The organism is Agathobaculum sp. (assembly GCF_050946325.1).
Taxonomy (GTDB): domain Bacteria; phylum Bacillota; class Clostridia; order Oscillospirales; family Butyricicoccaceae; genus Agathobaculum.
In genome coordinates, this window is record NZ_JBMNUP010000046.1 from 1 (window position 1) to 12511 (window position 12511).

Below are 12511 nucleotides of genomic sequence, written 5' to 3' on the forward strand. Positions count from 1 at the left end.
TGGTATAGTAATAAGGTAAACCGAACAGCATTCGGGGTTGTAGCTCAGCTGGTCAGAGCGTTCGCCTCACACGCGAGAGGTCGTGGGTTCGAGCCCCGCCAACCCCACCAGGAAAAGCCGTCACGAAAGTGACGGCTTTTTGCTGTTTGCGCGAACTTTTGCGGGGTTTTGGTTTTTATGGGTTCTGGGATTTGCAACAGTGGTTGCAACAGACAAGACAGACAGAGCAGACAGAAAACAATGAAAGTGCTGAAATGTGTTGCAAAAGTGTTGCAAATTTTCAGCCCGAAAACGGATTTGCAACACTGCGCTGCAGGTTGGCGATATCCTCCTCATCGACGTGGTTATAAATATTTGCGGTAGTCGTGATGCTGGCGTGCCCCATGAGATACTGCGCGGTTTTCAGGTCTATACCGCGGCGGCGCAGGTTGGTGCAGTAGGTATGGCGGAGGTAGTGCGGCGTGATCTCCGGCGCAAAGGCGTGCTCAATGATTTTATTACGGTAGATTTTCGCGCCGGCTTCCCGATCACAAGCACGGTGGAAGCTGGTCCACATGCGGCGCAGGCGGGTGAGCGTGACCATCTTCCCGTTTTCGCCGTGGAAGAAGTAGCGGCCCGAGCGGTCGAGTCGGGCGAGTAGTTCGGGCGGGACAGGCACCAGACGTTCGCCGGCGGCGGTTTTGGTGCCTTTAGCCTTGGCCTGATTGCCCTCGGCATAGGTGGCGGAGCTGGTGATGCGGAGTAGTCCGTCGCGTGTCAGGTCCACCTTGCCGACCGGCACCGTCTCACCGCGGCGCAGGCCGCAGTCCAGCATGAGCAGCACCCACGGCCCTGCCCAGTGCCTGGCAGCCACACGGCGCACAACCGCCTCCTCCTCGCGCGTGAGCGCACGGCGCGTGGTTTTGCCGGTGGCCGTGTTCTCGATACGGCGGCAGGGCGAGATCTCGATCATGCCGTTGATCTCCGCCTGCTCAAACATCTGGCGCAGGGTGTACAGGATCTGCCGCACAGTGCCCTGTGCCAGCGGCTGGCCATCCTCGCGCCGTGCATCGTTGACAAGCTGCTGCAGGTGGTATGGTTTGACGGAGGGGAGGGACATCATCCCGATAACAGGCAGGATATGCCGCTTGAGGTTGGTTTCGTAGTTGATGCGCTGGGATGCTCCTACCTTGGGGGCTTTGTAGGTGTGATACCACTGCCACGCCCACTGCTCAACGGTGAGCGTTTTGCCGACGATCTGCACGCCCTTGGCGTTCAGGTTCTGATAGTACCGCACCTTTTGCTCAAAAACAGCCTTATTGTTTTCGCGGATGTATTTGCGGATGGGCTTGCCGTCCGGCTTGTGGCCGACGGTGATCGCCTTGACATATTTGTAGGTGTATTTTTTATCAGCGGTTTCTGGCATTTTGGTGTCTCCTTTTGCGAAAAACAGAACATATGTTCGATTTATGCGGGTATAAAAAATGCAGACCACAACGCAAATGGTGTTCGGTTGTGGTCTGCGGGGGAACGAATGGGTTAATGCCGGCTGTAGAGTGAATCACTGACATTGTGAGGCGGTTTGGAAACACAACTGTGCAGTCCGTCAATATGTTCATTTAAGCTTGGTTTTATGGTATGCCACATGGGGTCGAGCACAAAGTCAATGCCTTCGCGGCGTGCGTGCTTGGCGGCCGGCACAAAGTCGCTGTCACCGGCAATCAGGACGATCTGGTCAACCAGATGCTTGTAGGCAAGCGACGCGATATCCAAACCAATCTTCATGTCGACGCCTTTTTGCTGAATATCCAAATGAAAATCAGCTTCTGTCAGGTCATCGACAGAAATATTTTTTCGGCACAGCTTTTTGACTGCGTCTGCATTTAACACATATCCAGCCGTGCTTTCGAGCAGTTCGCCCATGCGCAGCGCAACTTTTCGTTTGGACGCCAGCGCCGTATGAAATGCGTTTGTCCATGTGTAAAGCTCGGTTCGTTTGAGCCATACGCTTTTTTGCGTGAGTGGATGCATGATGGTTTTTTCGGATGGATGACAGTCATAGACGAAAATACGGTATAAGTACTTATCCTCTGCTCCAATGCTGCGCTCTTTCAAATGCCGTTTGCAGTATTCATATAATTCGTCGGCGCGCTCCTGCCCAGTTTTGGGACCAAAAAGAAGGTTGGCCCGTTTTTGATAAAAAGCGCTGTCTACCATAATAGCGGTGCGGATCATATCTGTATCTCTCCTGCAAATAAAAAAACCCTTGGGTTCAACGCTTCCCGGATAGTGGGAGGTTTACTTCCAAGGGCTGGTTTAACAATACAGCGTAGTTGCTGTATCAATATAATATGCCCTTGAAAAACATATGTCAACACATCAAAAATCGCAAATAAATACAAATAATTGCGAAAAACATCATTTTTCTGCAATATCAGCGAAAGTAATATTGTGAAAAAACTGTAAAAGTGAAATGATTTCACAAATTGAATAAAATTATTGGATAAACAGTTGAAGGACTAAAAATTATTTAATCATGTGTTATCCAAGTATTCAAATTGAACACCAGTATTTTGTGAAATTTTACTATATCTTGAAATTGTCCTTGCCAAACATCAAGATAGAGCGTATTATTGAAAATACAAACACTTGTTCGATTTTGGAGGGTGAGCGATGAAATACGAAAATGAACTTTTAGAAGTGATACGCTCCGGCCAAGATAAAGAGGTACTTATTTCTTTCGCCCGCCAGCTCTGCGAATCGCTTCTGCTTTCACAGCTTGAAGAACGAATGCCTTCTGATCATCCGTCAGTTTCCTGAAATCGGCTAATAGTTCAGCTTCATCTGTGCTTATTCCAACGTCCTCGTAAGAGGGCGTTTTTTTTATTTCTTGAGTGGCATCGTTGGTAGAACCAAGAAGATAATCAATACTCACATCAAATAGATTGGCTATTTGGCGTAATGCGTCCATACTCGGTTCAATCTTCCCGTTTTCCCAGCCTGATATTGTGGCTTGGCTTACATTGATTTTATCAGCAAGGTCACCTTGCAGAATCCCGTGCGCTTTTCTGAGTTCTTTAATGCGAATCATAGGCTCACCTCTATTAATATCAATATAACTGATATGGTGTAGGCTTACAACATAATATCAGATAATTTGAAAATAATATTGACAAATTTGAAATTATCAAATATACTGTTATCAAATAAATTGATATCAAGGAGGCGAGAGTGGTGAAGATACCAAAGAGCGAATGGGACGGTGGCGTTCCTGCTTGGGCTTGGCGTATTACATGGGGAATTATGGCGTTGGCAATGTTATTATTCCTAATTGCGATAATAGTGAAATGCCTGCAATGATAAGTGCGATGAGCGCAATAGCGGTGGTAATGGTATATCGGATCCATTCGACTCTCTTTTCGGCGGCCATATCTGATTTTCTTTCGAAATAGCATTTGCCACTATCAGTCAGCAGAATTGATTTTGGAAAACCGTGATGCAAAGGTTGATAGGCAATATAACCCATGCCGCATAGTACATCAATGACTTCTTGCGCATCAATATCTTGTGGAAGCCCGTGTTTATACAAATATTCAGGCTGTATGATGGTGTTCTCTTTGTGTTGAGCATGAAAGTCAATGATAGCGCGCATAGCAATATCGCGTGTTTTTTTCGAAATCATATAATTCCCTCCATGTATTTCATATTAACACATGGAGCAAGAGGGAACAAGAAGCGATAAGGAGGTGAGATGCATGAAAACCATCAAGCGCTACCGCGAAGCATGCGGCATTAAACAGGTTGAACTGGCGGCGCGCTTTGGCGTGGCGCAGCCGACGATTGTCAAGTGGGAAAGCGAGGGCGCGTACCCGCCGAGCAGGATCATGCCCGAGTTAGCGGCCTTCCTCGGCTGCACCATAGACGAGCTGTACGCGGAGGAAAACGGAAAGGAGGCGGGGTAACCGCTATGCGTGAAAATCTGAGAGCAGCCCGCAGAGCGAAGAAAATGACGCAGCAGCAGATAGCGGATTATCTGGGAGTCGGTCTGCGCCACTATCAAAAAATCGAATATGGAGAAATTATTGGTTCTTTTTCGGTTTGGGATGCCTTGGAGGACCTTCTCGAGGTACATCAACGGAGACTCCGAGAGATGCAAGATATTCGTCGCGGCACAATAAAAAGTCGGTAGGAACGTTGAAAAAATCTGCTAATCGGACAAGGGTAGCAAAATCCGGTTCGCTATCAGCACTTTCGTATTTTTGATAAGAGCGTAACGGGATTTGAAGCATATCGGCTGTTTTTTGCAAGGTATACTTGCGAAAAATTCGTGCTGACCGCAGTCGGTCATTGAACATGCGGAAAACCTCCTTTATTTATCTTGACTTACGTCATATTATGGCGTAATATAGAGATAAATTAAACGCCATTAAATGGCGTAAATGGAGGCGAAGGCATGAGCACAGAATGCATGAGAATGCAATACTGTATCAAAATCAGCCCAGAACTGCCGGTTTGTGTGAACTGCCGTTATTTTGTGCGGCATTACCTGCGGGATGGGCGTCCGCTGGAGTGTGGGCATTGCGTCCATCCACGGATTAAGAACCGCAAAACCTATGATTATTGCAGTAATTTTGAACAGGAGGAAAACGGAAAGGAGGTCAGTTGAATGTCCGGCAAATATCTGACGATCGCTGAGATCGCGGAGCGGTGGATCTGCTCCAAGGACTATGTGCGCAAGCTGATCATCAGCGGGCAGCTGTCCGGCACCAAGCTGGGCGGCTGGAAAGTCCGGCAGGACGAGCTGCTGCGCTATGAGAAAGCCAGAGAAAAAGCGGATATGGAAGCCCTGCGCCAGCAGCGCATCGGCTTTATCCCCGGTGCTTGAGCGCATTATAGCATGAAAGATGGAGGTGTACCAGTGTGCGAAACTACAGGAATATTTATCAGGCTGCGCGGGAGCTGAAGGGTCTGACGCAGCAAGCCGGTGCAGAGCGCATAGGCGTATCGGTTGATACGCTGGGCGCGTATGAGCAGGACAGGCGGCGGCCGCCGGACAGCACGGTGCTGCGTATGGCGCAGGTGTATGATTTTCCCTATCTGTGCTACCAGCATATTGCTTTAGGGGATTTGGGCGGTACGCTGCCCGAAGTGCAGGAGCGGCCGCTCGAGCAGGCGACCATGCGGCTGGTGCGGCTGATCGGCACGTTTGCCAGGACCGGACGGCTGGATCAGCTGATGGAGATCAACGAGGACGGGCTGATTACGGCGGAGGAGCGTCCGCTGCACGATGCGATTATGGCCGAGCTGCGTGATATCATCACAACCGGCATGGAGCTGGATTACGCGACACAAAGAAAAATGCCCGCCGGCGTTGCAACCACCGACAGGCACATGTGAAATAAACTTGTTTACATGATAAGACAAAAATCCGGCGTTGTCAAGTGCAGCGCCGGGGAAGGGATAAAACCATGATGAATTTACTACTGGCCGCGCTGGCGGCTGGGTGCGCCTGTCTGGCGCTGGGGCTTTTGGTGGACTGGCGCACCCAGCGCCAGATGGAACGGCGGTGGCGCCGGTGAAAAATTTTACAGCGGAGGAAAAAGGCGAAATCTGGACGAGCTACCGCCAGGCGGCCCGAAAATCTGCGCAGATCGGCATTTTGTCGCAGCTTTATGCCTGCACAACGGCAGACATCCGGCGGGTGCTGCGGCTGACCGCGCCGCCGGAAACAGAGCGGCGGACACCGGTCAGCTGGAGCGACGCCATGACCGAACGCCTGCTTGTGCTGGCAGACGGCAGCTATACGGCTGAGGAGATCGGCGCAGAGCTTGGCGTTCCGCAGGAGAGCGTGCGCTCACGGGTGCAGCGGCTGCGGGCAAGGGGCTATGTTCTTGCGTTCCGCGGCTCGCCTCCGCAGGGGGAGGGTGCAAAATGATCTATCATTTTGACGGCCAGATCGCATCCATGTACGGCGTGGACGAGGCGGTCTTTATCGCCATGCTCCAATTCTGGATCGCAAAGAATGAAGCCAACGACCGTCATTTCCACGATGGCCGGTATTGGACCTACAACAGCATCCGTGCAATGGAGCGGCTGTTCCCGTTTTGGAGCAAGCATCAGATCGAACGCATCATCAGGAATCTCAAGAAGCAGGGCGTTGTGCTGACCGCAAACTACAGCCGCGAGAGCCACGACCGCACGCTGTTTTACACGCTTGACGAAAGCAAGCTGCCCATTTCCCCGTTTTGCAGCGAGGTGTCCCCAAACGGGGACAGCCCCCTGTCCCCGAACGGGGACAACCTGTCCCCAAATGGGGAAATGTATAAGGAACAGTTAATAACACAGTTAAAAGAAGAAGAGGAAAAGCCGGACGGGAATATCAAACCGCTGGAGCTGATGGAGCGGTACAACACCATCTGCACCAGCCTGCCGCAGGCGGTCAAGCTGACAGAGAAGCGGGCGAAGGCGGTGCGGCAGCTATATGCCAGGGGATATACCTCGGAACAGTTGATCGACGTATTCCATCGGGCGCAGGCCAGCAGCTTCTGCACGGGCGTGAACGACCGCGGCTGGAAAGCCGAATTTGACTGGCTCATGAACGAAAACAATCTGGTCAAAGTGCTGGAAGGCAAGTACGGCGGCACCGCGCCTGCGCCGCCTGCAAACAAGGGAGGTGCGTTTGAGCAATGGTAACCAAGGCAACACTTGATGCCGAATACAGCGTGATCGGCTGCCTGCTGGTCGATTCTTCGATTGTGGGACCGCTGCTGACGCTGACAAGACCGGAGGATTTCACGGTGCCGGAGCTGCGCACCGTGTACAACGCGGCGCGCAAACTGTTCAGCGCCGGCCGGACGGTGGACGCGGTCACCATCCGCGGGGCGTGCGGCACGGAGTACAACGACCTGCTGATGCAGTGCATGGAGGTGACGCCAACCTCATTCGGCTGGCGGACGTATATTGCGGAGATGCAGGAACAGACCCGCGTTGCGCGGCTGCGGGCGCTGGCCGATGAGCTGCAGGTGGTGCGTTCAAGCAAGGCGGCGCGCGAACTGCTCGCCCAGGCGGCAGAGATCTTGCGGGAGCACAGCGGTACCCGCATTGTCACCATGCAGGATGCGCTGGTGCAGTTTTTCAGCGAGCAGGGCGAAAAACGGCGGTTTATTCGCTGGGGGCTGGACAAGCTCGACCGGCGGCTGTACTCGGATTACGGGGATTTTGTGATCCTTGCCGGACGGCCGTCGGCAGGCAAAACCGCGCTGGCGCTGCAAATGGCCGCGCATATGGGAAAGCAGGACAAGGTTGGGTTTTACAGCCTGGAAACCTCGCCCCCAAAGCTGACCAACCGACTGGTGGCGAACCGGTGCGTGATTGACTTTGGGCGCATCAACCGCCGCGAGATGACGGACGAGGAATGGGCGCGCGCCGCCAAGTGGAAGAGCGAAATCACGGACACGCAGATTGAGCTGGTGCCGGCGTCCGGCTGGACCGTGCAGGATATTGTGGACACGGCGCTGACGCAGCAGCACAAAATTGTGTTTATCGACTATTTACAGCAGCTGAAAGGGCGCGGGCGGGACCGATTTGAACAGGTGACCAACATCTCGCTGGAACTGCATGCAATGGCCCAGACCCACGGCATTCTGGTGGTGGCGTTAAGCCAGTTTTCACGCGCCGCTGCCAGCCGGACGGACGCAGCGCCCACGCTGACCGACCTGCGTGAATCCGGACAGATTGAGCAGGACGCGGACGCCGTGCTCGCTCTGTATCTCGATCCGGACGAGGACACGCCGCTGACAGACCGAAAACTGCGGGTGCTGAAAAACAAAGAGGGCACGTTGGGCGAGTTTTCGCTTGCATTTGACGGCGCGACCCAGAGTTTTGCGGAATACATGGACGGGCAGCTTGCAACGGTCCGTCAGATCAAACGAATGGAGGACAAACGGCATGAACAGAATCACAAAAAGGACGCCTGACGGCCGTCTGAGCATCGGCGGGACATCGTGGGAAGATATCACGGCCGCGCTGCGCAAGGCGCTGCGCAGGCTCGCAGAGTATGAAGAGACTGGACTGACGCCCGCGCTCGTGTGTTCGATGGCAGATGAATCGGATTTTACAGCTTGGACCTGCGAAGATGAGCAAAACAATGTCTGGATGTGCGCCGGCTGCGGCGCGCTGCACCGGTTTGAGGCTGACGGGCCGATGGAAAACGGCTTTGTGTGCTGTCCGTACTGCGGCAAGTTCATCATACTGCAGCCGGATGAGGAGGAAACGCATGAACCTGCGTGAAGTGATCCGCATTCTGCATTATGAGCGGCGCCGCGTACTGTCGATGCGGCGCGTCTGTGACCCGATTTTCGCAAAAGAGTACGAGCGCACCGCCCGCGCCCTCGGCATCGCGGCCGAGATCGTAGAGCGGGAAGGGAACCGGCACCGGAGAAAGGACACGAAAACATGAAAACCATTTATAAAATCGCCGCAGCGTGTTTTGCGGCGCTGACCGGCGCAGCCCTGCTGCTGTGGGGCATGGGATACTGTCCGATGGGCGGCGCCGCACTGGTAACGGCAATGTGCCTGTTTGGTATGGGCGTCTGCGTGAGGGAACTGCGGCAGCTGCATATATGCGAGGTGCAGCAGGCCCAGGCCGCGCAGCGGAGCGCTTGGCAGGCAGATTTCTTCCGGCAAATTGAAAATATTTGATGCTCCATAGGAGGACGGGACATGGCAAACTGTAAAATCTGCGGCAAACCGGTCCGCAGCGCAAATGCATTTCACTCGGGATGTTGGGAGAAGGCGGCGTCAGACATGGCGGAAGAGTTTTGTAATGAATACTGCCGTTTCCTGCGGGAGGTCGTGGATGAGGACAGCCTGCATGAGCTGCACTGCGGCAGCTGCCCGCTGGTTCGGGTGCTGAATTTGGGCCTGTGAGGGAGCAAATATGATGAAGGTTTTAGTAGCCTGCGAAGAATCGCAGGAGGTATGCAAGGCGTTTCGGGAGCTGGGGCATGAGGCGTACAGCTGCGACATTCAGGAGCCGTCCGGCGGTCATCCGGAGTGGCATATTCTTGGGGATGTTCTGCCGTTGCTCAATGGAAGCTGCGCGTTTCAAACAATGTCTGGCGCAGAACACCATATTGAGAAATGGGACATGATGATTGCGTTTCCACCATGTACGCATCTGGCGGTCAGCGGAGCGAAATGGTTCGCAGAAAAGCAAGCCGACGGACGACAACAGACAGCGGTTGATTTTTTCATGAGGTTTACACGCACTGACTGTCCCAGGATTGCGATTGAAAATCCTGTGGGTATTATGTCTACAAAGTGGAGAAAACCAACTCAGATTATACAGCCGTGGATGTTTGGGCATCCGGAAAAGAAAACGACCTGCTTGTGGCTGAAGAACCTGCCGAATCTGATGCCAACAAATGATGTAAGAGACCACATGAAGACATTACCGCGAAATCGGCAGGAGAAAATACATTACCTTCCGCCAAGCCAAGAACGGGCGAAGCTACGAAGTAAAACATTTCCCGGCATCGCCCGCGCGATGGCAGAACAATGGGGAGGAGAAGCATGAAAACATCTGATTTAATCAAGGCATTAAACCGCCTGAAAGTTCAGACAGGGAGTTTAGTTTGTATCGGCTGCGGATATGAGCAGAATTGCAGCACGCAGGGCTGCCGCCTGATTCGGGAAGCGGCGGACAAGCTGTGCGGGATGGAGTGGATTGACCCAGCGGTGGAGCTGCCGCCAGACGATAACGGTGTGCTTGTGATTGCAAGCGGTAAGCCGAAAAAGAACGTGACGCTCGATCGAGCGATATGCACAGCATCGCTTATTCGAACACCGCGCACAGCATCGCATGATGAGACGTGCGACTGGGTGATTGATGAGTGGCCGGAGTGGGAGACCCCGCAGGTTTTGCGCTGGATGCCGCTGCCGGAGGAGGAAACAATATGAACGCGAAAAGAGCAGCAAAACTGATGCGCATTGCGGAGTATTACGGCGCGGAGGTGCAGGTGTGCAAGCTGATGGAGGAGCTGGGCGAGGCGGTGAGCGCGGCCAGCGAGGTATTGATGTGTATGACGTTCCACGAGGACTGCGGCAAAAATACCGATTTGCAGGAGCGGCTGGAGCATCTGGCGGCGGAGCTGGCAGATGTGAGCAACCTGACTGAGCAGGTGCTGTACTTATTTGGGCTGGAGACGGATTTTAAGGTTGCGAGACACGAGGGCATCCGCAAGACGCTGGAGAGGATCGAGAGGGAGTAAGGGCAAAACATCCAGCCGCCCGAATGGGGCGGCTGGATGCGCTGCGGGTGCAGGAGACGAGTTCGTTTGACATTTTGTAAATTTCCGGATATTCTAAGGAGCATACGATAAAGGAGGCGCCATGAAGCGAAGAAAAACCATCCGTGCGGGGCGGCTGGTGTGGGATGTGATCTACACCGTACCGCGGCCGAACGCAACGCAGCAAGAGCGGAAGCGCATCCGCGAGGTGACGGCCGAGCAGGTTGCGCAGACCAATTGTAATACAGCGCAGCGTAAGCTGGAGCTGCTGATGGCCGCGAATTTCGAGCCGGACGATTTGGTGTTCTCGCTAACCTACAGGGACGAAGATCTTCCGGCCAGTCCGGATGTCACCCGGCGGCGGCTCAGCAAGGTGTTTGCACAGCTCCGCGCCTATCGCAAGGCGCGCGGCTTGCCAGATCTCAAGTACATTTATGTGCTGGAGGGGCGGCACGGGGATCACCGGCCGCACGCACATCTGATCCTCAATGCCGTCGGCGGTGACCTTGAGCTGATGAAGTCGCTCTGGGTGTGGGGAGACAATGTGGATCTTAACTATATCGAGGATCGCGGGTATGACGTTTGGGCCGGTTACTTTACCAAGGAACGGCGGGAAGCATCGCTCAATGGCAAAAAGCAGTTTGTCGGCAGTCGCAACCTTGCGCAGCCAACCATCAACTATGAATGGGTGGACGATGCGGCGATGATTGACCCGCCGCCCGGCGTGCAGGTGATTGATGACAGCGGTATCAAACGAAATGATTATGCGTCCTGCCGTTATCTCAAGTACATGATGCCAAAGAGGAAGAACAATAAAAAGCTACGCGCACGCACGCGCGTAGTTGCTGGCTTGGAATGCTCTGTAACATATGAACGGGGCATGGAGAAAAGCCCGCCAGGGCATAGACAGGAGGCGCAAACGAGTGTACAATAAAAATCAAAGAGTAAAGATCGTGTGCCCGCGATGTGGCCGCACGACGAGAGTCCAGGTCGTTCCTGGCGAGACCAAGCTGCAGCATTTTCCGCTGTGGTGCGAAAAGTGCAAACAAGAGTCCACCGTCGATTTTGACGGCGTGAGCCAGAACCCGCTGAGGTCCGAGCCGACTGCGTAACATCCCCGTGAGGGTGTTGCGAGGTCGGCTTTTTATTTTGCCCGAAGGGAGTGACCGTCATGAAGTCCATCGTTGAGATTGTGGACGAGTACGCCGCGAATGTCGAGAGCATGAAGCGCCAGCGTGACGCGCTGTACGAGCGCATGCAGGCCGAGCCGCAGGCAGAAGTGCGCTTCCGGCTGTATCGGTCGATCAACTCGATCAGCAGGGCAATTGGGGATAGCCAGTACGCGATCGCGGTCATGCGGGGTGATATCCATGGCTAAAGCATGGGCGAAGGCGTTTTACAACTCGTCTGCGTGGCAGCAGACGAGGATTGCCTACATGGTGAGCCGCCACGGCCTGTGCGAGAGGTGCGGCCGGCCGGGGCTGATCGTCCATCACCGCAAGGCGCTGCGTCCGCAGGATATGGGAAATCCGAAACGTACGCTCGGTTGGGACAATCTCGAGGTGCTGTGTCATCGCTGTCATGACCTGGAACACATGGCGAAGCATCCGGCGGCGCGGTGCCGCTTTGACGAGGACGGAAACGTACTCCCCCCATTGCCAAAAAAACGCTGACCGCCCTAAGACCGCACCCCAGGAGGAGAATTACACTGGGTGGACCGCGCAGGAGGGGTGTAGCAGAAAGGAGGCGGTGATATGCCGAAAATTACGACCGACACAAGAATCAAACGCGAGCGCGAGAGACTACTCGAAATCTTTTCAGAAGTGGACGAAAAACGCCGGAATACCGCCTTTTCCCTGATTGAAAATGCGGCATTTATGACAGTGACACTGGCCGATCTGCGCAAAACGATCAGTGAAAACGGCGTGGTTTCTGAGTACCAGAACGGAGAAAACCAGCACGGCACGAAGAAGTCGCCTGAGGTGGAGGTATACAACACGATGATCAAAAACTACACGACGATCATCAGGACGCTGTGTGATATGCTGCCCGAGGGAAGCACGGCCGGCAGTGAGCTGCTGGACTTCCGGGCGAAGTATGAGCGGGGGGTGGGCTGATGCGTATGTGCGGACTATGCCCGATGCTGAACAGCCAGGGCGTGTGCGATACGGCGATGCGCCGTCCGCAGTACATAAAGGGCTGCCCGCATGATAAGCTGCGCCATGCGCTTGCCCAGACACTGC

General features: G+C 54.1%; 23 protein-coding genes, 1 tRNA gene and 1 pseudogene. 20 read left to right on the plus strand and 5 right to left on the minus strand.

Features of this window, described 5'->3' with window-relative positions:
• Positions 1-33: 33 nt before the first annotated feature.
• A tRNA-Val gene (locus ACOYIE_RS05345) sits at positions 34-110 on the plus strand.
• Positions 111-280: 170 nt separating this feature from the next.
• Here the strand turns inward: ACOYIE_RS05345 and ACOYIE_RS05350 are convergent.
• From ACOYIE_RS05350 to ACOYIE_RS05365, 4 genes are all read right to left on the minus strand, one after another.
• Positions 281-1405 carry a tyrosine-type recombinase/integrase gene (locus ACOYIE_RS05350; protein ID WP_433411127.1) on the minus strand — a complete coding sequence of 375 codons (1125 nt, stop codon included), beginning with the start codon at positions 1403-1405 and terminating at the stop codon, positions 281-283.
• A gap of 113 nt (positions 1406-1518) precedes the next feature.
• On the minus strand, positions 1519-2214 hold the full coding sequence (locus ACOYIE_RS05355; RefSeq protein WP_433411129.1) for an NYN domain-containing protein: 696 nt from the start codon (positions 2212-2214) through the stop codon (positions 1519-1521).
• A 496-nt stretch (positions 2215-2710) separates the two neighbouring features.
• Entirely contained in the window at positions 2711-3070 is a 360-nt protein-coding gene (locus ACOYIE_RS05360) for a helix-turn-helix domain-containing protein (RefSeq protein ID WP_433411130.1), read from the minus strand.
• A gap of 210 nt (positions 3071-3280) precedes the next feature.
• Positions 3281-3661, minus strand: a complete 381-nt coding sequence (locus tag ACOYIE_RS05365) for a hypothetical protein (protein ID WP_433411132.1) — start codon at positions 3659-3661, stop codon at positions 3281-3283.
• Positions 3662-3734: 73 nt separating this feature from the next.
• Between ACOYIE_RS05365 and ACOYIE_RS05370 the strand changes: the two genes are divergently transcribed.
• The gene (locus tag ACOYIE_RS05370; protein ID WP_433411134.1) at positions 3735-3941 is read left to right on the plus strand and encodes a helix-turn-helix transcriptional regulator; all 207 of its coding nucleotides are present in this window, start codon (positions 3735-3737) and stop codon (positions 3939-3941) included.
• A gap of 5 nt (positions 3942-3946) precedes the next feature.
• Positions 3947-4168: a helix-turn-helix transcriptional regulator gene (locus ACOYIE_RS05375; RefSeq protein WP_433411136.1), complete on the plus strand. Its 222-nt coding sequence runs from the start codon at positions 3947-3949 to the stop codon at positions 4166-4168.
• 43 nt (positions 4169-4211) lie between these two features.
• Here the strand turns inward: ACOYIE_RS05375 and ACOYIE_RS05380 are convergent.
• Positions 4212-4334, minus strand: a pseudogene (locus ACOYIE_RS05380) (hypothetical protein); the annotation flags it as partial.
• A 311-nt stretch (positions 4335-4645) separates the two neighbouring features.
• On the opposite strand from ACOYIE_RS05380, the gene ACOYIE_RS05385 reads away from it, so the two are divergent.
• The 17 genes from ACOYIE_RS05385 (at position 4646) to ACOYIE_RS05465 (ending at position 12385) form a co-directional block, all read left to right on the plus strand.
• Positions 4646-4864 (plus strand): helix-turn-helix domain-containing protein, encoded by a 219-nt coding sequence (locus ACOYIE_RS05385; protein ID WP_433411137.1) that lies wholly within the window; start codon positions 4646-4648, stop codon positions 4862-4864.
• Between the two features lie 35 nt (positions 4865-4899).
• A complete protein-coding gene (locus ACOYIE_RS05390) occupies positions 4900-5376 on the plus strand; it encodes a helix-turn-helix domain-containing protein (protein ID WP_433411139.1) in 477 nt (158 codons plus the stop codon).
• A 178-nt stretch (positions 5377-5554) separates the two neighbouring features.
• Positions 5555-5914 carry a hypothetical protein gene (locus tag ACOYIE_RS05395; protein ID WP_433411141.1) on the plus strand — a complete coding sequence of 120 codons (360 nt, stop codon included), beginning with the start codon at positions 5555-5557 and terminating at the stop codon, positions 5912-5914.
• Complete coding sequence (locus ACOYIE_RS05400) at positions 5911-6672, plus strand: hypothetical protein (protein ID WP_433411143.1); 762 nt, start codon at positions 5911-5913, stop codon at positions 6670-6672. The genes ACOYIE_RS05395 and ACOYIE_RS05400 overlap by 4 nt, the downstream gene beginning before the upstream one ends.
• Complete coding sequence (locus ACOYIE_RS05405) at positions 6666-7955, plus strand: replicative DNA helicase (protein ID WP_433411146.1); 1290 nt, start codon at positions 6666-6668, stop codon at positions 7953-7955. Before ACOYIE_RS05400 ends, ACOYIE_RS05405 begins: the two co-directional genes overlap by 7 nt.
• Complete coding sequence (locus ACOYIE_RS05410; protein WP_433411148.1) at positions 7927-8268, plus strand: hypothetical protein; 342 nt, start codon at positions 7927-7929, stop codon at positions 8266-8268. Before ACOYIE_RS05405 ends, ACOYIE_RS05410 begins: the two co-directional genes overlap by 29 nt.
• Positions 8255-8437 carry a hypothetical protein gene (locus ACOYIE_RS05415; protein ID WP_433411150.1) on the plus strand — a complete coding sequence of 61 codons (183 nt, stop codon included), beginning with the start codon at positions 8255-8257 and terminating at the stop codon, positions 8435-8437. Before ACOYIE_RS05410 ends, ACOYIE_RS05415 begins: the two co-directional genes overlap by 14 nt.
• Positions 8434-8679 (plus strand): hypothetical protein, encoded by a 246-nt coding sequence (locus ACOYIE_RS05420; RefSeq protein ID WP_433411152.1) that lies wholly within the window; start codon positions 8434-8436, stop codon positions 8677-8679. Before ACOYIE_RS05415 ends, ACOYIE_RS05420 begins: the two co-directional genes overlap by 4 nt.
• 21 nt (positions 8680-8700) lie before the next feature.
• Positions 8701-8907, plus strand: coding sequence for a hypothetical protein (locus tag ACOYIE_RS05425; RefSeq protein WP_433411154.1), 207 nt, complete (start codon positions 8701-8703; stop codon positions 8905-8907).
• A gap of 13 nt (positions 8908-8920) precedes the next feature.
• The gene (locus ACOYIE_RS05430) at positions 8921-9556 is read left to right on the plus strand and encodes a DNA cytosine methyltransferase (RefSeq protein ID WP_433411156.1); all 636 of its coding nucleotides are present in this window, start codon (positions 8921-8923) and stop codon (positions 9554-9556) included.
• Positions 9553-9939: a hypothetical protein gene (locus tag ACOYIE_RS05435; RefSeq protein ID WP_433411158.1), complete on the plus strand. Its 387-nt coding sequence runs from the start codon at positions 9553-9555 to the stop codon at positions 9937-9939. Before ACOYIE_RS05430 ends, ACOYIE_RS05435 begins: the two co-directional genes overlap by 4 nt.
• The gene (locus ACOYIE_RS05440; protein ID WP_433411160.1) at positions 9936-10250 is read left to right on the plus strand and encodes a hypothetical protein; all 315 of its coding nucleotides are present in this window, start codon (positions 9936-9938) and stop codon (positions 10248-10250) included. Before ACOYIE_RS05435 ends, ACOYIE_RS05440 begins: the two co-directional genes overlap by 4 nt.
• Positions 10251-10371: 121 nt before the next feature.
• A complete protein-coding gene (locus tag ACOYIE_RS05445; protein WP_433411162.1) occupies positions 10372-11202 on the plus strand; it encodes a rolling circle replication-associated protein in 831 nt (276 codons plus the stop codon).
• Positions 11138-11380, plus strand: coding sequence for a cysteine-rich KTR domain-containing protein (locus ACOYIE_RS05450; protein ID WP_433411164.1), 243 nt, complete (start codon positions 11138-11140; stop codon positions 11378-11380). The genes ACOYIE_RS05445 and ACOYIE_RS05450 overlap by 65 nt, the downstream gene beginning before the upstream one ends.
• Positions 11381-11439: 59 nt before the next feature.
• Positions 11440-11646: a hypothetical protein gene (locus ACOYIE_RS05455; RefSeq protein ID WP_433411166.1), complete on the plus strand. Its 207-nt coding sequence runs from the start codon at positions 11440-11442 to the stop codon at positions 11644-11646.
• On the plus strand, positions 11639-11941 hold the full coding sequence (locus ACOYIE_RS05460) for an HNH endonuclease (protein WP_433411168.1): 303 nt from the start codon (positions 11639-11641) through the stop codon (positions 11939-11941). The genes ACOYIE_RS05455 and ACOYIE_RS05460 overlap by 8 nt, the downstream gene beginning before the upstream one ends.
• 81 nt (positions 11942-12022) lie before the next feature.
• The gene (locus ACOYIE_RS05465) at positions 12023-12385 is read left to right on the plus strand and encodes a hypothetical protein (RefSeq protein WP_433411170.1); all 363 of its coding nucleotides are present in this window, start codon (positions 12023-12025) and stop codon (positions 12383-12385) included.
• Positions 12386-12511: the final 126 nt, after the last annotated feature.

Bases quoted from the DNA above. Each gene is read 5' to 3' on its own strand.
- ACOYIE_RS05350 (WP_433411127.1), bottom strand. From the start codon at position 1,405: ATGCCAGAAACCGCTGATAAAAAATACACCTACAAATATGTCAAGGCG.
- ACOYIE_RS05355 (WP_433411129.1), bottom strand. From the start codon at position 2,214: ATGATCCGCACCGCTATTATGGTAGACAGCGCTTTTTATCAAAAACGG.
- ACOYIE_RS05360 (WP_433411130.1), bottom strand. From the start codon at position 3,070: ATGATTCGCATTAAAGAACTCAGAAAAGCGCACGGGATTCTGCAAGGT.
- ACOYIE_RS05365 (WP_433411132.1), bottom strand. From the start codon at position 3,661: ATGATTTCGAAAAAAACACGCGATATTGCTATGCGCGCTATCATTGAC.
- ACOYIE_RS05370 (WP_433411134.1), top strand. From the start codon at position 3,735: ATGAAAACCATCAAGCGCTACCGCGAAGCATGCGGCATTAAACAGGTT.
- ACOYIE_RS05375 (WP_433411136.1), top strand. From the start codon at position 3,947: ATGCGTGAAAATCTGAGAGCAGCCCGCAGAGCGAAGAAAATGACGCAG.
- ACOYIE_RS05385 (WP_433411137.1), top strand. From the start codon at position 4,646: ATGTCCGGCAAATATCTGACGATCGCTGAGATCGCGGAGCGGTGGATC.
- ACOYIE_RS05400 (WP_433411143.1), top strand. From the start codon at position 5,911: ATGATCTATCATTTTGACGGCCAGATCGCATCCATGTACGGCGTGGAC.
- ACOYIE_RS05405 (WP_433411146.1), top strand. From the start codon at position 6,666: ATGGTAACCAAGGCAACACTTGATGCCGAATACAGCGTGATCGGCTGC.
- ACOYIE_RS05410 (WP_433411148.1), top strand. From the start codon at position 7,927: ATGAACAGAATCACAAAAAGGACGCCTGACGGCCGTCTGAGCATCGGC.
- ACOYIE_RS05415 (WP_433411150.1), top strand. From the start codon at position 8,255: ATGAACCTGCGTGAAGTGATCCGCATTCTGCATTATGAGCGGCGCCGC.
- ACOYIE_RS05420 (WP_433411152.1), top strand. From the start codon at position 8,434: ATGAAAACCATTTATAAAATCGCCGCAGCGTGTTTTGCGGCGCTGACC.
- ACOYIE_RS05425 (WP_433411154.1), top strand. From the start codon at position 8,701: ATGGCAAACTGTAAAATCTGCGGCAAACCGGTCCGCAGCGCAAATGCA.
- ACOYIE_RS05430 (WP_433411156.1), top strand. From the start codon at position 8,921: ATGAAGGTTTTAGTAGCCTGCGAAGAATCGCAGGAGGTATGCAAGGCG.
- ACOYIE_RS05435 (WP_433411158.1), top strand. From the start codon at position 9,553: ATGAAAACATCTGATTTAATCAAGGCATTAAACCGCCTGAAAGTTCAG.
- ACOYIE_RS05440 (WP_433411160.1), top strand. From the start codon at position 9,936: ATGAACGCGAAAAGAGCAGCAAAACTGATGCGCATTGCGGAGTATTAC.
- ACOYIE_RS05445 (WP_433411162.1), top strand. From the start codon at position 10,372: ATGAAGCGAAGAAAAACCATCCGTGCGGGGCGGCTGGTGTGGGATGTG.
- ACOYIE_RS05450 (WP_433411164.1), top strand. From the start codon at position 11,138: ATGAACGGGGCATGGAGAAAAGCCCGCCAGGGCATAGACAGGAGGCGC.
- ACOYIE_RS05455 (WP_433411166.1), top strand. From the start codon at position 11,440: ATGAAGTCCATCGTTGAGATTGTGGACGAGTACGCCGCGAATGTCGAG.
- ACOYIE_RS05460 (WP_433411168.1), top strand. From the start codon at position 11,639: ATGGCTAAAGCATGGGCGAAGGCGTTTTACAACTCGTCTGCGTGGCAG.
- ACOYIE_RS05465 (WP_433411170.1), top strand. From the start codon at position 12,023: ATGCCGAAAATTACGACCGACACAAGAATCAAACGCGAGCGCGAGAGA.